The sequence below is a fragment of the Mycolicibacterium fluoranthenivorans genome (assembly GCF_011758805.1).
Lineage (GTDB): Bacteria > Actinomycetota > Actinomycetes > Mycobacteriales > Mycobacteriaceae > Mycobacterium > Mycobacterium fluoranthenivorans.
This window is the reverse complement of sequence record NZ_JAANOW010000004.1, coordinates 275,317-295,151: the sequence shown is the minus strand read 5'-3', so window position 1 is coordinate 295,151 and position 19,835 is coordinate 275,317. Positions and strand designations below refer to the sequence as shown.

The following is a 19,835-nucleotide window of genomic DNA, read 5'->3' as shown; positions in this document are numbered from 1 at the left end:
CAATCGCTTCATGCGAAGCATCTGGAAGTGGGTCGGGTTGGCCGGTGTCGCCGGGGTGGTGGCCGGTGGCGTGCTGGTTGCCCGGGATCAGCGCAAGCGCGCCGCCTACACGCCCGACGACATCCGGGCCCGGCTGCACCAGCGGCTGGCGGAGGCGCAGAAGTAGCGCTCAACGCCCGCCGGTGGGGAACAGTTCGGTGAGCGCCCGGTCGAGGGTGTCGACGTAGAAGTCGGCCCCGTCGATATCGATGCACAACGGCGGCTTGGTCTTGAGGATGTTCTGATGGTCGCCCGTCGGCTGGATGACCACGCCGAGATCGAGCATCCGCTCGCAGATCGCCGTCGTCTCGGCTGTCGCCGGCTCCAGCGTCTCAAGGTCGCGGATCATCTCCACCCCGAGGTACAGGCCCATCCCGTGCACCGTGCCGATGAGCGGGTGCTTGTCCCGCAATCCGAGCAACCTGGTCTTGAGGTGCGTGCCCACCCGCAGCGCGTTGTCCTGCAGGCCTTCGTCGCGCAGCACGTCGAGCACGGTGATGCCGATGGTGCTCGACAGCGGGCTGCCGCCGGTCGAGGAGAAGAAATACCCCTGGGACCGGAACGCGTCGGCGACGGCGCGGCTGGTGATCACCACACCCAGCGGGTATCCGTTCCCGGTGGCCTTGGCCACCGACACGATGTCGGGCACCACCTGCTGTTCGTGGAAACCCCAGAACCACCGGCCCAGCCGGCCGTAGCCGACCTGCACCTCATCGGCGATGGCCAACCCGCCCGCGGCACGCACCGCGGCGTACACCTGGCGCAGATAGCCCTCGGGCAGGGCCATACCGCCGGCGTTACCGTACACCGGTTCGCAGATGAAGCCGGCGGGCGGGCGGCCCGCCGCGGTCATCTGCTCGATCTGTGCGACGGCGTCGGTGGCATACCGGGACGCCTCGGCGCCGCGGTACTTTCCGCGGAAACTGTTGGGGGACTCCACGGTGTGCACCCAGTCCGGCCGGGTGGACAGCGCGTTCGGGTTGTCGGCCGTCGATGTCGACACCGCGTCGGTGGCGTAGGTCCAGCCGTGGTACGCCTCGCGGACGGCCACCATATCTCGGCGCCCCGTCGCGGCCATGGCCAGCCGGATGGCCAAATCACTTGCCTCCGAACCGGAATTGACCATGAACACGGTGTCCAACGGGTCCGGTAGCGTGGCGGCGATCCGCTCGCTGAACTCGACGACCGCCGCGTAGTTGAACCGCGAGTTGGTGTTGAGCCGGCTCAGCTGGCGGGCCGCGGCCTCGGCCACCCGCGGATGCGCATGTCCCAGCACGGTGACGTTGTTCACCATGTCCAGATACACCCGGCCGGCCGTCGACATCAGGTAATGCCGTTGTCCGCGTTCGATATGCGGCGGGCGGCGGTAATAGTGCTCCTGGACCTTGGCGAAGCTGTCATCGCGACGAGCCAGCAGCTCCTGTGCGGACTCCGCGGCCGGCAGCGGATCCAGGCCCAACACCGCCCGCGGATCGCGGGTCAGGGCCAGCCAGCCCGGCGCCAATTCGGCGCGGACGAATCGGGGCGCCACCGGCGCACCGGTGGGCCGGACCGACACCGTGGCCCACTGCTGGGCCCCCAGCACACCGAGATGCTCGCCGGCGCGCACATGGCCCGGAGCCGCGCCCGCTTCGACACCGGTGAGGGTGAGTTCGAAATCCAAGCCGCGCACCGTGATGCGGTCGTCGGAGCGATCGGTGACCTCGGCGTCCCAGGGGGCGAGCACGCGGGTGGCCGCTGCCGGCCACAGGCTGATCCCCGTCTCGACGACGTCGGGGCTGTCGTGGCTGAGCAGGGGAGCGCGGTTCAGCTGCGGCTGCCCGAAGCGGGTGAGCACCAGGGCTGCGCCCTCGCGCACGGCTTCCTCGGCGAGCGTGTCCGAGGAGTCGCGGGTATCCGAGAGGTCCAGGGCCACCACCGAATCCGGGTCCAGCCCGGAGATCAGCCGATTCTCGACCTGCACCTCGGGCCGATCGGTCGCCGACCCCAGCTCCGCTGCGATCAGCGCCGTCATCACCTCCGGTGGGACCGAGGCGGCCTGCTCGAACATCCGCCACTCCGCCTCGGACTGTTCGGTGACGTAGGCGTTCTCGGGATCGAGCGCCGCCTGCTGCGCCCCGCTGACCAGCAGCACCGCCGTACGCAGCACCAGCAGTGGCCACAGCGCCTGCGCCTCGGCAGTCGAGAGCGGTCGAATCGCGTGAAAGGCCTTGATGCCGGGCAGGATCGAGGTCGGATCGGTGCCCGGATGGCCCAGGACCGACGACAGCGCGATCGCCAGTTCGGACACCGCCCAGGTGTTCGAGAGATCGCCGAAATCGATGACACCGTCGGGCAGACCGGATTCGCCGGCGACCACGTTGGCGTCGGTGAGGTCCAGGTGCACGGCCTGGTGGGGTAGATCGGCGGCGAGGGGTTCGATGCGCGCCCACGCATCGTCGGCGGCGGCCGAGATCCGGTCGGCGTGCTCCGAGACGTGGCAGATGAGCTCTCCGACCACGGCGTGGCCGAAGCGCAGATCCCACTGCAAGGCGCGATCCAGCCCGGGATGATCGAATCCGGCCAGCGCCAGGCTCACTTGCGCGGCCAGCTCACCCATGGCGGCCACCACCGGTGGCGACAGGTAACCGGCGTCGGTCAGTGCGCCGCCGGCCAGGAACGGCAACAGGCGCACGTAGGTCGGCGAATCGCCGAGTTCTGTTGTGGTGGCATACTTCTGGCCGGACGATGTGGCCATGGGGGTGGCGACTCGCAGCGTCGGGCACGTCGCTGCGATGCGGTCGGCCGCGGCGTCCTGGGCTTCCAATTCGATGGCCGAGAACGCCGGATTGGCGATCTTGAGCACCGCAACGGGTTCCCCCGCCTCGTGGACCAGGAAGTTGCAGTCCTGTTGACTGCCGAGAAGTGTCAGCGCACCGCGCATGCCGTAATGGGCGTGCAGCAGCGCTTCGGCTTGGGTCGCGGAAACCTGCGGCCCGGGCAGCGCCGGTTGTTCAAGGAAATTGAAGCCCACGGATTCAGTCACTTTCGGTTCACCGGCTGACGAAGTCGACGACCACTTCGGTGAAGGCGTCGTTGTCATCGCCGGCGGCGGTGTGCCCGGCGTCGGACAACTCGGCGAACTCGGCCGCCGGCACCTTCTCCAGGAAATCCCGGACGCCCGCTTCGGATACCACGTCGGAAAGGCGCCCGCGGATCAGCAGGATCGGCACCGTCAGGTTCATGGCCGCCTGCTCCAACTTGTCCACCCGGGTGAAGGGGTCATCGCCGGGCTTGGTCAGGAACGCCGGATCCCAATGCCAGTACCAGCGTCCGTTGCGTAGTCGCAGATTCTTCTTCAACCCTTCCGGGCTCCGCGGTTTCGGGCGGTGCGGCAGGTATTCGGCCACCGCCTCGGCCGCTTGCTCCAGCGAGTCGAACCCGTGCACGTGGTTGAACATGAAATCGCGGATGCGGGCGCTGCCGTCCTTCTCGAACCGCGGCACGACGTCGACGAGGACTAGCTTGGAGACCAGGTCCGGTCCGGCCTCGTGGGCGGCCAGGATGCCGGTGAGCCCGCCCATGCTGGCACCGATCAGTGCCACGGGTCGGCCGATCTGATAGAGCACCTGCAGGGTGTCCGCGCACAGCGTCTCGACGGCGTAGTTGGCGGTGAGGGACCGGTCGCTGTCCCCGTGCCCCCGGCTGTCGAGTGCGATGACGTGCATTCCCCGGTCGGCCAGGATCTGCCCGGTGTTCTTCCACGAGTGGCGGTTCTGCCCGCCGCCGTGCAGCAGCAGCACGCTGGGCAGATCGGTCTCGATGCCGCGATTCCACTCGTCGGCGACGAGGGCCAGGTCATCGACGCCGCGGAAAGTCACCGTCTGTGGTGCGTTGTCTGCAGTGCTCACGCGCGTCCTCTCGCCGACCCCGTCGATCACGTTACCCAGCGCCCGGATTCCGCCATTCGGCGGTCCAGTGGTGTCGCGGTCCCTAGAATCTGGCGTTGTGCCGCGTGATCGTCCCGATGTCGACGAACGCGGCCGCATCATCGATGCCACCTACCACTGCCTCCTGGAGCCGCACGAGGGCCCCGTTCCGGTGGCGGCGATCCTGGCCCGTGCCGGGGTTTCCAGCCGTGCTTTCTACCGGCATTTCGAGTCCAAGGACGACTTGTTCCTGGCGATGTTGCAGAACCTGACCGCAACGCTGTCCGGCTGGCTCGACGAGATCGCCCGCGGGCCCGGCGCGCCGGCGGAGCAGGTGCGCGCGTGGATCGAGCAAATGTTTGCGCTGGCGACCGAGCCGCTGGTGTCCAGCTACCTCGCTGTCATGGAGTCGGACGAGATGCGGGCCGCGAAAGGCTACCCGCACGCCCGTGAGCTCGCGCGCGCCAACCGGGAGCGTTCGCTGGTCGATATCCTGCGCCGCGGTGTCGAGGACGGCTCATTTCCGCTGGCCGAGCCCGAGAGTGACGCGGTAGCGATCAGCGCGCTGGTGAGCCGTGAGCTGAGCGTGCCGTCCATCATCGACCCGGTTCTCATCGAGGTCGCCAAGCAGCGGGTGGTCAGCTTTGCCATGAGGGCCCTCGGCGCCGGCAAATATTGAAACCTACCGGTCAGTAATTTATTCGCAGGGCGGTGATCCGGCCGTCCGCCGGCAGATGTTGCTGACGGGAAAATCGTTATGTACGTTCTCCCCCGTCCATGGTGGTGCCTGTGGTCAGATTCGTGTGACAGCGGCATCGTCGGGGCGTGGTGGAAGGGAACAAGCAGGTAATGCGAAAGAGGTGCATGTCGGGGCGGTGTCATTAGTGGCATCGACCGACGCAGTTCCCGCCGTCATTGCCAAGCCGGTCCGCGCCTTCGGCGGCTTCTTCTCGATGACACTGGACGTCTTCATCCTGATGTGGCGGCCCCCGTTCGCGTGGCGCGAGTTCATCCTGCAGTCCTGGTTCGTCGCACGGGTGTCGATCCTGCCGACGCTGATGCTCACCGTGCCCTACACGGTGTTGCTGACCTTCACGTTCAACATCCTGCTCACCGAATTCGGCGCGGCCGACTTCTCCGGCACCGGTGCTGCGCTGGGCACGGTGAGCCAGATCGGGCCGATCGTGACGGTCCTGGTGATCGCCGGCGCCGGCGCCACCGCGATGTGCGCCGACCTCGGTGCGCGGACCATCCGCGACGAACTCGACGCTTTGCGCGTCATGGGTATCAATCCCATTCAGGCCCTGGTCATTCCGCGTGTGCTGGCCGCCACCACGGTGTCGCTTGCGCTCTCGGCCACCGTGGTCCTGGTGGGTCTGACGGGCGCGTACCTGTTCTGCGTGTACGTCCAGCATGTTTCACCCGGCGCATTCGTCGCCGGGCTGACGCTGATCACCGGGCCCGCCGATGTGGTGGTCGCGCTGGCCAAGGCCGCACTCTTCGGGCTCGCGGCCGGCCTGATCGCTTGCTATAAGGGCATTTCCGTCGGTGGTGGACCGGCGGGCGTCGGCAACGCCGTGAACGAGACGGTGGTGTTCACGTTCATGACGCTGTTCGCCATCAACGTCGTCGCCACCGCCGTCGGCGTGAAGGCCACGATGTGATGGGCGCCCGATGAGTGGGGCCCTGGGCCACCGAGTCCGCCGGTCTGTGGGCGGTCTGGTCGACGGCTGGAACCAGGTCGGCGTGCAGACCAAGTTCTTCGGCCGCACGCTGCGCTCGATTCCCGATGTCTTCCTCAACTACCCCAAGGAGCTGATCCGGCTCATCGCCCAAATGGGCCTGGGCACGGGCGCGTTGGCGATCATCGGCGGCACCGTGGCCATCGTCGGCTTCCTGACGGTCAGTACCGGCGCGTTGGTCGCGGTGCAGGGCTACAACCAGTTCGCCGAAATCGGTGTCGAGGCACTCACCGGCTTCGCCTCCGCCTTCTTCAACGTCCGGCTCATCGCACCCGCGACCACCGCGGTGGCATTGTCGGCCACCATCGGCGCCGGCGCCACCGCACAGCTGGGCGCCATGCGCATCAACGAGGAGATCGACGCGCTGGAGGTCATCGGCATTCGCAGCGTCGCGTATCTGGCGTCCACCCGCGTGATCGCCGGTGTGGTGGTGGTGATCCCGCTGTACTGCATCGGCGTGCTGATGTCGTTCTGGGCGGCCAAACTGGGCACCACCACCATCTACGGTCAATCCGTCGGTGTGTACGACCACTACTTCAACACGTTCCTCAATCCGATCGACCTGATCTGGTCGTTCGTGCAGTCGATCGTGATGGCCGTCGTGATCATGCTGGTGCACACCTACTACGGTTTCACCGCCAGCGGTGGCCCGGCCGGGGTCGGGGAGGCCGTCGGTCGCGCGGTGCGCACCTCGCTGGTCATCTCGGCATTCGTCGTGGTGCTGATCTCGCTCGCCGTGTACGGGCAATCGGGCAACTTCAATCTGGCCGGTTGACGCATATGGATCATTTCTCTCGCGACAAGGGTCTGGCGCCCGGCTGGTGGACGCTGATCCTGGCGGCGTTCGTGGTCGCCTCGGTGTGGCTGTCGTATGCGTTGTTCACCGGCGACCTGAAGTCCTCCGTACCGGTGACGCTCACCTCGGACCGCTCCGGTCTGGTGATGGAAACCAACGCCAAGGTGAAGATGCGCGGCGTGCAAGTGGGCAAGGTGACCGCCATCTCCGGTGGCAACACCGAGAGTTCGGCACCGGTGTCGCTGCGCCTGGACATCGATCCCGACCAGATCCGGTACATCCCGGCCAATGTGGAGGCCCGGATTCGGGCCACCACCATCTTCGGCGCCAAGTTCGTCGACCTGGTGTACCCCGATCAACCCAGCCCCCAGCGGCTGAAGTCCGGGCAGGTGATCAAGTCGCTCAACGTCACCACCGAGGTGAACACCGTCTTCGGCAACCTGGTCGGCGTGCTGGACAAGATCGATACCGCCAAGCTCAACGCGGTGCTCTCGGCGCTGGCCGAAGGTGTCCGCGGGCAGGGCGAGCGCATCGGTCAGGCCACGACCGATGCCAATCAGGTACTCCTGGCGATCAACCCGCGCAGTGCGGCCATCCGCGCGGATTGGCAGTCACTGCAGGGCTTCAGCGACGCGTACAGCGGTGCGGCACAGGACATCCTGTCCACGCTCGACGCCGCCAGCACCACCGCGGTGACCGTCACCAGCCAGGCCAAACAGCTCGATGCGCTGCTGCTGGCCACCACCGGGTTCTCCAACAAGGGCATCGAGCTGCTCGCCCCCAACCAGGCCAACCTGATCAAGGCGATCAACACACTGCAGCCGACCACCGATCTGCTCTACAAGTACAACCCCGAGTACACCTGCATGCTGATCGGCGCCCAATACCTGCTGGAACACGGTGGCTACGAAGCCACCGGCGGCAACGGCAAGTCGTTCATCCTCGACACCGGCATCCGCCTGGGCAACGACCCGTACAAGTTCCCGGAGAACCTGCCGATAGTGGGCGCCAAGGGCGGACCCGGAGGTAAGCCGGGGTGTGGTTCGCTGCCGGTGGTCGACAAGAATTGGCCGGTACGCCAGCTCATCACCAACACCGGCTTCGGTACCGGCGTGGACTGGCGGCCCAATCCGGGCATCGCGTTCCCGATGTACGGCAACTACCTGCCGGTCACCCGCGCGGTCCCCGAACCCCCGAGCATTCGCAACACCTTCGGCGGTCCGGCGCCTGGTCCGATTCCGGGCCCGGGTGCCCCGGCGTACGGTGCACCGCTGTACGCACCCGATGGCACGCCGCTGTGGCCGGGCCTGCCGCCCGCACCGCCGCCGGGCGCTCCGCGGGACCCGGGCGCGACCCCGGGCTCGGAACCGTTCGTGGTCGCCGCCCCGGGCGTGCAGCCGACACCGCTGCCCCCTGTACCGCTGCCGGAGGAGGCCGCCCCCGCACCGTAGGAACCCGAGCACGCAGTGCAATCCGCACCATCAGGCATCTAGAAGGAACGAGCCATGAAAGACAATCTGGTAGGCGCGATCTGGCGCCTCGCCATATTCCTGGCCGTATGCATCCTGGGCGTCTTCGGGTTGTTCGCGATCTTCGCGCAGCTGCGGTTCGGTGAGTCCTCGCACGCCTACAAGGCATTGTTCGCCAATGCCTCGGGCATGCAGGAGGGCGATTTCGTGCGGATCGCCGGTGTCGAGGTCGGCAAGGTCGGCGCCATGCGCATCCAGGATGACGGCACGGTGCTGGCCGAGTTCACCGCCGACGATTCGGTGGTGCTGACCGAGGGCAGCCGCGCGGTGATCCGGTACGACGACCTGATCGGTGGGCGCTACCTGGCGCTGCAGGAGGGCGCAGGGGATACCAAGAAGCTCAAGCCCGGTGACACGATTCCGCTGGCCCGCACCGCACCCGCGCTCGACCTGGATGCGTTGATCGGTGGTTTCCGGCCGCTGTTCCGTGCGCTGGATCCCACTCAGGTCAATGCGCTGTCGGGTCAGTTGATCAGCGCGCTGCAGGGGCAGGGCGCGACCATCGGATCGTTCCTGACTCAGACGGCCGCGCTGACCAATACGCTGGCCGACCGCGACCAGTTGATCGGTGAGGTGATCGTCAACCTGAATACCGTAATGGGCTCCCTCGGTGATCAGAACAAGCAGTTCGCCAAGGGCATCGACGGACTGGCGCAGCTGCTGGACACGCTGTCGGCGAGGCGCACCGATATCGCCAACGGCGTCGCCTACGCGAGCGCCGCCGCCGGCAGTGTGGCCGACCTGCTGTCACAGGCGCGGCCGCCACTGGTCAAGACGGTGCACGAAACCGACCGTGCCGCAGGCATCGTCGTCGCCGATCACGACTACTTCGACAACCTGCTCAACACGCTGCCGGACTCGTATCAGATCCTGGCCCGCCAGGGCATCTACGGTGATTTCTTCAGCTTCTACCTGTGCGACATCATCTTGAAGCTCAACGGCAAGGGCGGGCAGCCGGTGTATGTGAAGGCGGCCGGGCAGGACAGCGGGCGGTGTACGCCGCGATGAAGTCCTTCTCCGAACGTAACCAGTTCGTCGTCGGGGCCATCGGCCTGGCGGTGTTCGCCGCGATCGTGCTGGGCGCACTCAACTACGACAAGCTGCCGCTGCTCGACCGCGGCAAGAACTACTCGGCCTATTTCGCCGAGGCCGGCGGTCTGCGAAACGGTGCCGCCGTTCAGGTTTCGGGTATGCGCGTGGGGCATGTGACGGCGGTGGAACTGGACGGCCAGCAGGTGCTGGTCAAATTCAAGATCGACGACGGGGTGCGCATCGGCGACCGCAGCGAGGCCGCGGTCAAGACGAAAAGCCTGCTCGGTACCAAGATCCTGGAGGTCTCGCCGCGCGGTGACGGATCGTTGACGTCCGCCATCCCGCTGGACCGCACCACGCCCGCTTACCAATTGCCGGATGCGCTGGGTGATCTGGCCGCGACCGTCAGTGGCCTGAACACCGACCAGCTCTCGGACTCGTTGCGGGTGCTGTCGGAGACCTTCGCCGATACGCCGCCGGAGCTCAAGGTGGCCGTCGAGGGGGTGGCCCGGTTCTCCCAGACCCTCAACGAGCGCGACGCCCAGTTGCGCGGGTTGCTGACGAACGCCAACACGGCCACCACGGTGCTGGCCCAGCGCAGCGACCAGATCGTCGGCCTGGTCCGCAACACCAACGCGCTGCTGGCCGAGCTGCAGGGGCAAAGCGCTGCGCTGGACAGTCTTTCGGGCAACATTTCGGCATTGAGTCAGCAGGTGCAGGGGCTGATCGCGGAGAACAAGACCACGCTGAGGCCGGCACTGGACAAGCTCAACGGCGTGCTGACCATCCTGGACAACCGCAAGGACCGGCTGAAGAAGGCGTTGCCGCTGCTCAACTCCTATGCGATGTCCCTCGGTGAGTCGGTCAGCTCGGGCCCGTTCTTCAAGACCTATATCGTCAACCTGCTTCCGGGGCAGTTCGTCCAGCCCTTCGTCGACGCGGCCTTCTCCGATCTGGGTCTGGACCCCCATGTACTGCTGCCTTCGCAGCGCACCGACCCGCAGCTCGGCCAGCCCGGCACCCCAGCCATGCCGTTGCCGTTCCCGCGGACCGGCCAGGGCGGCGAGCCGCGGATGAACCTGCCCGACGCCATCACCGGTAACCCCGGCGACCAGGGTTGCGGGCCGCCCGGGCTGCCGTTGCCGGGACCCACCGGCTGCTATCCCTACCGGGAACCCATCCCGCCGGGACCGCCGGGCGGACCGCCGCCGGGACCGCCGGCGATCGCCCCGCCGGGGATCGCCTCCACGCCAACGCCGTTCCCCAGCCCGGTGCTGGTCCCCGCGCCGGGTGAACCCGCCCCCGCGCAGTCGAACGGGGCGAGTGCAGTGACAGGACAATCGGGGGCCGGCCAATGAACGCAGTGGTCAACCCGCGCAATGCGCGGATCGGGCTGGCGGTGGCGCTGGTGATCCTGCTCGCGGCCGGGGTGTACCTGGTGACCCGGGCCAGCGACACGCTGAACCGGACGAACATCGTCGCGTATTTCGAAAACAGCAACGGCATCTATGTCGGCGACGATGTCGTCATCCTCGGCGTACCGGTGGGCCGGATCGACAAGATCGAACCGGAACCGCAGCGCGTGAAGATCTCGATGCACTACGACAACCGCTACAAGGTGCCGGCCAAGGTCAACGCCGCCATCCTGTCCCCGATGCTGGTGACCTCCCGCGCGGTGCAGCTCACGCCGACGTATTCGGGAGGACCGGTGCTCGCCGACGGTGCGGTGATCCCGCGGGAACGCACGGTGGTGCCGGTCGAGTACGACGATTTCCGTAAACAGTTGCAGCGGTTGACCGAAACCCTGCAGCCGACCGAGCCTGGCGGGGTCAGCACCCTGGGTGCGTTCATCAACACCACCGCGGACAACCTGCGCGGCCAGGGCGCGAGCATCCGGGACGCGCTGACTAAGCTGTCCCAAGCCTTTTCGGCGCTCGGGGATCACAGCACCGATATCTTCAGCACGGTCAAGAACCTGTCGATCCTGGTCTCGGCGCTGCAGGACAGCACCACGGTGATGCGTCAGCTCAATCAGAACCTTGCTTCGGTGACGGGTCTGCTCTCGGACAGCCCGAACGAGGTCGGCAATGCCGTGAAGGATCTGGCCGACACCGTCGGGCAGGTGCAGACATTCGTGGCGGACAACCGCGAAGCGCTCGGTACCACCTCGGACAAGCTGGCCGGGGTGACGCAGACGCTCAACGACAGCCTCGCCGACGTCAAGCAGTTCCTGCATGTGGCACCCTCGGCATTCCAGAACTACGTGAACATCTACCAGCCGGCCCTGGGCGCGGTCGCGGCCGTGCCGGCGCTGAACAATTTCGCCGACCCGATCTCGTTCCTGTGCGGTGGAATTCAGGCGGCCTCCCGGATGGGTGCCGAGGAGTCGGCCAAGCTGTGCGTGCAGTACCTGGCGCCGATCGTGAAGAACCGTCAGTACAACTTCCTGCCCCTCGGGCTGAACCAGTTCGTCGGTGCGCAGGCCCGCCCCAACGAGCTCACCTACTCCGAGGACTGGATGCGGCCGGACTACATCCCGCCCCCGGGTCCCGCGCCCGCGATCCTGCCGCCACCGGTGGTTGATCCCGCTGCGCCCCCGCTGCCTGCCGAGGCAGCGATGGTGACCGACCCGAACGCCGGCCTGCCGGGTCTGATGGTGCACAGCGGCGGTGGCTCATGACTCGGCTGATCCTTGTGCTCGCTTGCCTGGCGTTGAGCGGATGCTCGTGGCAGGGCTTGAATTCGATACCGCTGCCCGGTGTGCAGGGGCAGGGGGCGGGTGCCTACACGATCAAGGCCGAGATGCCCGACGTCGACAACCTGGACCGCAATTCGCGGGTTCGGGTCGACGATGTCACCGTCGGCAACGTCACCGACATCCAGCGGCAAGGCTGGCATGCGCTGGTCACCATGAAGCTCAACGCCGATGTGGTGTTGCCGGCCAACGCCACCGCCAAGATCGGCCAGACCAGTCTGCTGGGGTCCCAGCACATCGAACTGTCGCCGCCGAAGGACGCCCCGCCGCAGGGCCGGCTGCACGACGGCTCGCTGATCCCGCTGGCCAACAGCGGTGCCTTCCCGACCACCGAGCAGACGCTGGCCGCAATCTCGTTGCTGCTCAACGGCGGTGGCCTGGGCAACGTGCAGGACATCACCGCGGCGTTCAGTCAGGCGTTCACCGGCCGCGAGGCCGACCTGCGCAGCCTCATCGATCAGCTGAACATCTTCATCGCGAACACCAACGACCAGAAGACCGACATCATCAACGCGGCGTCCAGCCTCAACGATCTGGTGGGTCAGGTCGCCGCGCAGAAACCGGTGGTGGACAAGGCCCTCAAGACGGTGCCGGACGCGCTGGCGGTGCTCAAGGACCAGCGCGACCAGCTGGCCGAGGCGGTGACGCAGCTGGGCAAATTCAGTGCGCTGGCCGCGGACTCGGCCAACCAGACCAAGGATTCCCTTGTCGCCGAACTGAAGACGCTCGGACCGACCTTGGAGCAGTTGGCCAATGCGGGCCCGGCGCTGACCAGGTCGCTGAGCTTCTTCACCACGTATCCCTTCCCGAAGGAGACGCTGGCCAACTGGATGCGCGGCGACTACGCCAACCTCACCCTCGTGGTGGACCTGACGTTGAGCCGGCTCGACCAGGGCGTGTTCACCGGCACCCGGTGGGAGGGTGACCTCACCGAGCTGGAGATGCAGTGGGGCCGTACCATCGGCCAGCTGCCCAGCCCCTACACCGCGGTGAATCCGCTCGTGGTGCCGTATCGCTGGGATCAGGGGCCGTAACCATGGTGTTGACGAGACGCATTCTGCTGCAGTTCGCGGTGTTCACGTTCATCGCGGCCGTGGCGATCGGCATCATGGTGTTCGGCTATATGAAGCTGCCGAATCTGCTGTGGGGTGCCGGGCACTACAAGGTGACGCTGCAGCTGCCCGAGACCGGTGGGCTGTACCCGCGCAGCAACGTCACCTATCGCGGTACCCAGGTGGGCCGGGTGGAGAGCATCCATCTCGACGAGCGCGGCGGGGTGAGCGCCATCTTGTCGCTCACCGACGAAGTGAAGATCCCGTCGGACCTCGAAGCCCAGGTGCACAGCCAGACCGCGATCGGCGAACTGTTCGTCGAACTGTTGCCGCGCGCCGACGGGGGACCGTACCTGCGCAACGGTGACGTCATCGCATCCGACCGGACCACCGTGCCGCCGGATGTGAACAGCCTGCTCGACGCGACCAATCGAGGTCTGGACGCCATCCCGCGGGAGAATCTGCAGACCGCCGTCGACGAGGCGTACCAGGCCGTCGGTGGTCTCGGGCCGGATCTGTCCCGTCTGGTCAAGGGCTCCACCGCGCTGGCCATCGACGCGCGCGCGAACCTGGACCCGATCACCACGCTGATCGACCAGTCGAAGCCGGTGCTGGACACGCAGACCGACACCTCCGGCTCCATCCGGGCGTGGGCGTCGCACCTGGCGACCATCACCGGCCAGCTGCAATCCCAGGACCAGGCCGTGCGGGGCGTGCTGGCCCAGGGGCCCGGTGCCGCCGAGGAGCTGCGGGCCCTGTTCGACCGCTTGCAGCCCACCCTTCCGGTGGTGCTGGCCAACCTGGTCAACATCAATCAGGTGGCCATCACCTACCAGCCGGCGCTGGAGCAGCTGCTGGTGCTGCTGCCGCAGGGCACGGCCACCTCACAGGCCGTCGGCACCGCGAACCGCAACACCAAGCAGAGCTTCAAGGGTGCCTATCTGGACCTGAACCTGAACCTGAATCTGCCGCCGCCATGCACCACCGGATTCCTTCCCGCGCGACAGCAGCGGGTCGCCGCCGATGTCGACTATCCCGATCGACCGACCGGCGATCTGTACTGCCGCATCCCGCAGGACGCGGCGGGTAACGTGCGCGGCGCCCGTAACCTGCCGTGTGAAACGGTGCCCGGGAAACGCGCGCCGACGGTGAAGATGTGCGAGAGCACGGAGAACTACATTCCGCTCAACGACGGCTACAACTGGAAGGGCGACCCCAACGCGACATTGTCGGGGCAGGCCATCCCGCAATTGCCGCCGGGAACGCCGCCCGCACAGGCTGCGCCGCCCGTGCCTTCCGGAGCCCCGCCACCACCGCCGATCGCGGCCTCCGAATACGATCCGAGCACCGGCACGTACGTTGGACCCGACGGGCAGGTGTATACCCAGTCGAATCTGGCCCAGAGCGCGACCGAGGAGCAAACATGGCAGACGATGCTGCTACCCCCGAAGGGGCGGTAAGCGAGTCCGCGACGAAGGCAGAAGACACGACGGCGGCTGAGGCCGAGCCCATCGACACCGCTGAAGACATCGACGCGGCTGAAGACATCGACGCGGCTGAGGCCGAAGCCGGCGAGAGCCCTGCGGCGCCGGTCGGGTCGGAGCGTTCGCACGTGACGCTGGCACTCATCGCGGGTCTGGTCCTGGTGCTGGCGCTCGGCGGGCTCACCGGCTGGCTGGGTTTCCGTGCCTATCAGTCCAAGCAGGTGGATGAGCAGCGCAAGGTCTTCTTGCAGGTGGGCCGCCAGGGCGCGCTGAACCTCACGACGATCGACTTCGAACATGCCGACGCCGATGTGCAACGCATCCTCGACTCGGCCACCGGAACCTTCTACGACGACTTCCAGAAGCGCGCCGGCCCCTTCGTCGAGGTGGTCAAGCAGGCCAAGTCCAAATCGGTCGGCACCGTGACCGAGGCCGGCCTGGAGTCCGATACCGGTACCGAGGCCGAGGTGCTGGTGGCGGTGGCGGTGAAGACCTCCAATGCGGGAGCAGCCGAGCAGCAACCACGGTTGTGGCGGATGCGGATCACCGTGCAGAAGATGGGTGACGACGTGAAGGTGTCCAACGTGGAGTTTGTGCCGTGACCGAACCGAAGCAGGACGGCCCCGAGAAGGCCGAGCTGACCGAATCGTCGGCGGTCGAGGAGACCGGAGCCGATACGGCTTCGGAGGTCGACGACACCGTCGATGACGCCCCCGAGGCGCCGGTACCGCCGCAGCCGGCACGATCCGTGGACTGGAAGCGCGTGGTGGCCTTCGGTGTGCTGCCGGGGCTGGCCCTGGTACTGGCCTTGACTGCGGGCTTTTTCAAGTGGCAGGACAACTCGGTGCGCGACGCCGACAAGGCCCGCGCCGAATCGGTCCAGGTGGCCAAGGACAGCACGGTCGCACTGTTGTCGTACAAGCCCGACACCGTCGAGCAGCAGCTGGGTGCCGCGCGCGATCTGCTCACCGGCGAATTCCAGGAGTCCTACAGCTCGCTGACCCATGACGTCGTCATCCCGGGTGCCAAGCAGAAGCAGATCTCTGCGGTGGCCACGGTCCCCGCGGCGGCATCGGTGTCGGCCGATCCCAACCACGCCGTGGTGCTGGTGTTCGTCAACCAGACCGTGGTGGTCGGGGCCGACGCGCCCACCGACACGGCCTCCAGTGTCCGGGTGACGCTGGAGAAGCACGGCGACCGCTGGCTGATCGCCAAGTTCGACCCGGTGTAGTGATGTCCTCGGGGCGATGAGCGCGTGCGCGAAGAGCGTCGCGCAGCGGCTGGCCCCCGCCGACGCTCAGATGTTCTGGATGTCGGCGAAGATCCCCAACGACACCTTCCTGGTGTTCGGGTTCGACGGTGTGCCGGCCGATCTGGACCGGGCACTCGATGATCTGGTCGCGCGGGCCCGCACCAGCCCCGACCTGTCACAGCGTATCGAGGACTCCTCGCGGTGGCGCTACCCGAGTTGGGTGCCGTGCCCGGCCGACCGCGCCCGGTTCACGGTGCATGCGCCCGGCGAGCGCACGTGGGCCGGCTGCCTGGCGGCGGTGAGCGCGGTGGTCCACGATCAGCTCGATCCCCGGGTGACGCCGTGGCGGTTGCACCTGTTCACCGAGATCGACGGGATCCCCGGTACCGCAGGCCCGGGCACGGTCGTGGCGCTGCAGATCACCCACGCCCTCGGCGGCGGGGGACGTACCTGCGCGCCGGCGGCGCTGATGTTCGGCCGGGTGGGCGATGTACCACCGGTGACCCCGCCGCGCATCGCCCCGCTGTCTTTGCCCTGGCGCAGCGTGCTGGCCGCCCGAGCGTACCGAGAGTTGGTGCAGGACACCGAGTCCGGGTTGATGCCGGCGGCTGCCCCGCCGCGGCCGCCGCTTCGCACGAACGCGCCGCCGGCGGGTGCGCGTGCCATGCGGACCCTGGTGCGGCCGCGGTCGTCATTCTCCGGTGGGACGGTCACCGTGGTGGCGCTGGCCGGGATCGCCGAGGCGCTGGCCGCACAGTTGGGCGAGCTGGGGGAGGACGTATCCACTCTGGGTGCGGAGGTGACGATGGCCAAAGCCGGTGCGCGCCAGGCCTACAACCACTTCGGCACAGTCGGTGTGGGTCTGTTTCCGGAGTTGGCGACTCCGGAGCGCCGCGCGGCCATCGCGGGTGAGCTGAAGGCGCGCCGCGCCCGGGCCGCGCACCCGGCGATGCGCGCCGCCGACCGCGCCTTCGCTGCCACGCCGGCGCCGTTGCTACGTTGGGGGATAGGGAAATTCGACCCGGCCGTCCGGTCGGCGACGGTCACCGGGAACACGGTGATGTCCAGCGTGAACTGTGGTACCGCGGATTTCGGGTTCGGTGGATCGCCCGTGCGGGTGGCTGCGGCGTTTCCGGGTCTGTCGCCGATGGTGGGCCTGACCCATTGCGTGACCGGGGTCGGTGACACCCTCGCGATCAGTGTGTTCGCCGCCGAGTCGGCGATCGGCGATATCGACACCTACATGCACCGCTTGGAGTCCATTTTCGCGTGATTTGTGCACGTTTACCGGCGGCGAGCACCGGTAAACGTGCACAAATCGCTAGGAGACGACGGCGGTGGCGGTGAGTTCCAGCAGTTGCTGGGGGTGGATGAAACCCGAGCAGCCGATCCAGGTGCTCGTCGGCGGGTGCGCACCGACCCAGTCCTTGAGGATGGGCGTACATTCGGCCAGCGCGGGGACGTCGGTGGTGTAGATGGTCCACGCCACCAAGCCTTCTCGGCCCACCCCGACGGCGGCCAGCGACCGCTCCAGTACGCCGAGCACGTACACCAGTTGTTCGGTGAGGGTCGTACCCGCCACGTCGAGCTCGCCGGAGGCATCGGTCAGCGGCGCGATACCCGATACGTACACGGTGTCGTTGGCGACGATGGTCTGCACGATGCCCAGATCGTCGAAGAGTTTCGGGCTGAGGTAATCGATATCGGGGACGGAGCGGGTGATCAGATCGGTCATGCTGGCACTGCCTCTCGGGTCTGCGAATCGGGATCTGTCTCGGGGGCCGGTTCGGGGCCGGGGTCGCTGATGATCAGGTTGGGGTCCAGGCGTTCGGGGAAGCGAATGGCGAGGTAGCCGAGGATGGCCAGTCCCACCGCCCACCAGGCTGCCACGCAGTACCCCGCCATGCTCATGGGATAGGACAGCGCGGCAACGAAACTGAACGCGGTGATCCCCGCACCCGCACAGAACGTCGGGAACAGGAACAGCAGGCCCAGCACCGGGATCACCAGGTGGGTCAGCACCCGGAACTCCGAACGATGGAAGCGAAGGTAGTACACCGGACAGGCGATGCAGACGGCCATATAGATCGGGAGGACGCCGACCGTCAGGACCGTTCCGGTGAACATGAAGCCCGAGACCGGGCCGAACACCAACCCGATACCGAGGGTGACCACGACGGCGAAGGTGAACACCACGGCGATGGCGGCGATCGGTGACTTGAACCGGCGATGGGTCTTCTTGAGGAAGTGGGGCAGGCTGCCGGCTCGTCCGAGGGCCCAGGCGGTGCGGGTCGCCGCCATGGCGGCACCATTGGCGGAGGCCAGACCGGAACTGAGCAGTGTGATCAGCAGAATCACCCAGCCCGCTCCCCAGAAGGTGCGAGTGATCTCCATCCACGGGTCGCCATCGCCGTAGGCGAGGAATCCCGCGTAGCGGTCGGGCCCGAAGTACACGGCGGAGGCGTACGTGGTGATCACGAAGAAGACGCCGACCAGGACCACCGAACCGATGACCGCCCATTTGATCGTGCGGCGCGGATCGCGGGCTTCCTCGCCCAGGGGAGCGGCGGCATCAAATCCGATGAACGCCAGGAAGGCATAGACGGCGCCGGCGATGATGCCGCTGATTCCGCCGAAGCCGTCCACGTCGGCGTGGGCGGTCCAGAACACCGACAGCGTGTTGCGGTCGCCGGCGGCGACGATCATCCACACCGAGATCACCAGCATGACAATGATCTCGGCGGCGCCGAGCATCATTCCCACCCGGGTGCCGAACTGGGCGCCGAGATAGTTCATCACCAAGGCCAGACCGATACACGTCAGCGCGCCGATGATCCACCAGGCGGTGTAGCCCAGACCCATCGCACCGGCGAACGAGGTGCCCACCATGTTGCCGACCAGCAGGGCGAGGTAGGGCAATGCCGCGGCGTAGACGAGCAAGGTGCCCCAGCCCGTGAGGAATCCGGCACCGCCGTGGAACGCCGCGGCCAGGTAGGAGGACATCCCGGCGGCCGAGGTCACCCGTTTGGCCAGCTGGCCGATGGCGATGGCGACGAAAAGGCAACCCAGCAAGGCGAATACGACCGAGGCAGGCAGCGCCCCGCCGGCGAACCCGGCACCGGCGATGACGGCGAACGCCGCACCCACGCCGGGCGCCATGGTCGCGATGGAGACGAATGTCGCTTCACCCAGGGTGACGCTGTTGCGGGCGAGTCCGTCGGTGTCGTCGGTGGTCATACCCGTGCGCCCGAGGTGTCGGAGATGGCATTCATCAACGTGTTCGCCGAGTCCTGACGGTCGGCGGCGGATCGCATATCGTCGACCGACAGGTAGCCGGTGACGTTGTCGCGCAGGACGGACAGCGGATCGGCGACGTCGCCGACGTAACCGATGGCGAAGCAGCCCAACTGGTATCCCATGAGCTTGAGAAGATCGTCGTCGAGGGTCTGGGCGATTTCCGGCGGTGTGGACAGGTACTGGTTCTCCTCCTGGCGCACCCAGCCGACGGCGTAGGTGATGTTGAGCGCCTGCCGCACCTTGTCGGCGGTGGTGTTGGCCCCGCCGCCGTGGTAGATCTTCCCGTTGTAGAGCAGCACCGAGCCGCGCTCCATCTCAGCCGGGAGTGAATCCTCCTGGGAGAACTTCTCATTCGGTCCGAGGAGATGGCTGCCCGGGACCACCCGGGTAGCTCCCATCTCGGCGGTGTAGTCGCTCATCGCCCACAAGGTGTTGCACTGGACCTGGTAGTCGGCGGGAAAGGGGAAGAAATCCCACGCCAGTTCGTCGCGATGCAAGGCTTGCGCGGGTGATCCCGGGCCGATGGAGATGACCTGGGTCAGGTGCAGCTGGAACTTCGACGCATGACTGAGGTAGTCGCCGGCCACCGACAGGATGGTGGGGTGGGCGACCAGTTCGCGTGCGGCGGTCGAACGTGCGATGAGTGAACCGGTGCGCCGGGTCTTGACGCCGAGGAAGTCGTCCGCGCCGTAGTCCGTGCCCTCGATGTAGGGGGTGAGTTGTTCGGCGATCAGGTCCATGTGGGACCCGGGGACCAGGTTGTCGATGATCACATAGCCGTCTTCCCGTAGGGCTCGGGTGATCTGTTCGGGGCTGGCGGTGGCGGGAAGGTGGTTGAGCTCTGGCACGTGGTGACTCCCAAGGACGAGGTGGCTATTTCAGACTCCAGTCTGAACTTGAGTCTGTTTCAGGAGTGCTTCGCGGCGTAACGAGACGGTAAATCCGACTA

The 19,835-nt window shown here is 67.0% G+C and carries 18 protein-coding genes; 13 read left to right on the top strand and 5 right to left on the bottom strand.

Features of this window, described 5'->3' with window-relative positions; genetic code table 11:
• Positions 1 to 10 precede the first annotated feature (10 nt).
• A complete protein-coding gene (locus FHU31_RS27915; RefSeq protein ID WP_090363617.1) occupies positions 11 to 166 on the top strand; it encodes a hypothetical protein in 156 nt (51 codons plus the stop codon).
• A 3-nt stretch (positions 167 to 169) separates the two neighbouring features.
• Here FHU31_RS27915 and FHU31_RS27910 read toward each other — a convergent pair whose 3' ends face one another.
• Positions 170 to 3,121 (bottom strand): aminotransferase, encoded by a 2,952-nt coding sequence (locus FHU31_RS27910; RefSeq protein ID WP_167164142.1) that lies wholly within the window; start codon positions 3,119 to 3,121, stop codon positions 170 to 172.
• Positions 3,072 to 3,929, bottom strand: a complete 858-nt coding sequence (locus tag FHU31_RS27905; RefSeq protein WP_208411579.1) for an alpha/beta fold hydrolase — start codon at positions 3,927 to 3,929, stop codon at positions 3,072 to 3,074. Before FHU31_RS27905 ends, FHU31_RS27910 begins: the two co-directional genes overlap by 50 nt.
• A 97-nt stretch (positions 3,930 to 4,026) precedes the next feature.
• On the opposite strand from FHU31_RS27905, the gene FHU31_RS27900 reads away from it, so the two are divergent.
• From FHU31_RS27900 to FHU31_RS27845, 12 genes are all read left to right on the top strand, one after another.
• Entirely contained in the window at positions 4,027 to 4,626 is a 600-nt protein-coding gene (locus FHU31_RS27900) for a TetR/AcrR family transcriptional regulator (RefSeq protein ID WP_263988046.1), read from the top strand.
• Between the two features lie 274 nt (positions 4,627 to 4,900).
• Positions 4,901 to 5,611, top strand: coding sequence for an MlaE family ABC transporter permease (locus tag FHU31_RS27895; RefSeq protein WP_090363622.1), 711 nt, complete (start codon positions 4,901 to 4,903; stop codon positions 5,609 to 5,611).
• Positions 5,612 to 5,621: 10 nt separating this feature from the next.
• Entirely contained in the window at positions 5,622 to 6,464 is an 843-nt protein-coding gene (locus FHU31_RS27890; protein WP_167164140.1) for an ABC transporter permease, read from the top strand.
• A 5-nt stretch (positions 6,465 to 6,469) separates the two neighbouring features.
• Positions 6,470 to 7,936, top strand: coding sequence for an MCE family protein (locus FHU31_RS27885; protein WP_167164138.1), 1,467 nt, complete (start codon positions 6,470 to 6,472; stop codon positions 7,934 to 7,936).
• Positions 7,937 to 7,990: 54 nt separating this feature from the next.
• Positions 7,991 to 9,022, top strand: coding sequence for an MCE family protein (locus FHU31_RS27880; protein WP_167164136.1), 1,032 nt, complete (start codon positions 7,991 to 7,993; stop codon positions 9,020 to 9,022).
• On the top strand, positions 9,019 to 10,404 hold the full coding sequence (locus tag FHU31_RS27875) for an MCE family protein (RefSeq protein ID WP_167164134.1): 1,386 nt from the start codon (positions 9,019 to 9,021) through the stop codon (positions 10,402 to 10,404). The genes FHU31_RS27880 and FHU31_RS27875 overlap by 4 nt, the downstream gene beginning before the upstream one ends.
• A complete protein-coding gene (locus FHU31_RS27870; protein WP_167164132.1) occupies positions 10,401 to 11,726 on the top strand; it encodes an MCE family protein in 1,326 nt (441 codons plus the stop codon). Before FHU31_RS27875 ends, FHU31_RS27870 begins: the two co-directional genes overlap by 4 nt.
• A complete protein-coding gene (locus FHU31_RS27865; protein WP_167164130.1) occupies positions 11,723 to 12,835 on the top strand; it encodes an MCE family protein in 1,113 nt (370 codons plus the stop codon). The genes FHU31_RS27870 and FHU31_RS27865 overlap by 4 nt, the downstream gene beginning before the upstream one ends.
• Positions 12,836 to 12,837: 2 nt before the next feature.
• Positions 12,838 to 14,313, top strand: a complete 1,476-nt coding sequence (locus FHU31_RS27860; protein ID WP_167164128.1) for an MCE family protein — start codon at positions 12,838 to 12,840, stop codon at positions 14,311 to 14,313.
• Complete coding sequence (locus tag FHU31_RS27855; protein ID WP_167164126.1) at positions 14,277 to 14,939, top strand: Rv1363c family protein; 663 nt, start codon at positions 14,277 to 14,279, stop codon at positions 14,937 to 14,939. Before FHU31_RS27860 ends, FHU31_RS27855 begins: the two co-directional genes overlap by 37 nt.
• Positions 14,936 to 15,568 carry an Rv1363c family protein gene (locus FHU31_RS27850; RefSeq protein ID WP_167164124.1) on the top strand — a complete coding sequence of 211 codons (633 nt, stop codon included), beginning with the start codon at positions 14,936 to 14,938 and terminating at the stop codon, positions 15,566 to 15,568. The genes FHU31_RS27855 and FHU31_RS27850 overlap by 4 nt, the downstream gene beginning before the upstream one ends.
• A gap of 16 nt (positions 15,569 to 15,584) precedes the next feature.
• The gene (locus tag FHU31_RS27845; RefSeq protein WP_167164122.1) at positions 15,585 to 16,862 is read left to right on the top strand and encodes a WS/DGAT domain-containing protein; all 1,278 of its coding nucleotides are present in this window, start codon (positions 15,585 to 15,587) and stop codon (positions 16,860 to 16,862) included.
• Positions 16,863 to 16,910: 48 nt separating this feature from the next.
• Here the strand turns inward: FHU31_RS27845 and FHU31_RS27840 are convergent, their stop codons facing one another.
• Genes FHU31_RS27840 through FHU31_RS27830 form a run of 3 tightly spaced genes read right to left on the bottom strand, consistent with a single transcriptional unit; the run spans position 16,911 to position 19,734 of the window.
• Positions 16,911 to 17,324, bottom strand: a complete 414-nt coding sequence (locus FHU31_RS27840) for a RidA family protein (RefSeq protein ID WP_167164120.1) — start codon at positions 17,322 to 17,324, stop codon at positions 16,911 to 16,913.
• Positions 17,321 to 18,826: an APC family permease gene (locus tag FHU31_RS27835; protein ID WP_167164118.1), complete on the bottom strand. Its 1,506-nt coding sequence runs from the start codon at positions 18,824 to 18,826 to the stop codon at positions 17,321 to 17,323. The genes FHU31_RS27840 and FHU31_RS27835 overlap by 4 nt, the downstream gene beginning before the upstream one ends.
• Positions 18,823 to 19,734: a phytanoyl-CoA dioxygenase family protein gene (locus tag FHU31_RS27830; RefSeq protein WP_167164116.1), complete on the bottom strand. Its 912-nt coding sequence runs from the start codon at positions 19,732 to 19,734 to the stop codon at positions 18,823 to 18,825. The genes FHU31_RS27835 and FHU31_RS27830 overlap by 4 nt, the downstream gene beginning before the upstream one ends.
• Positions 19,735 to 19,835: the final 101 nt, after the last annotated feature.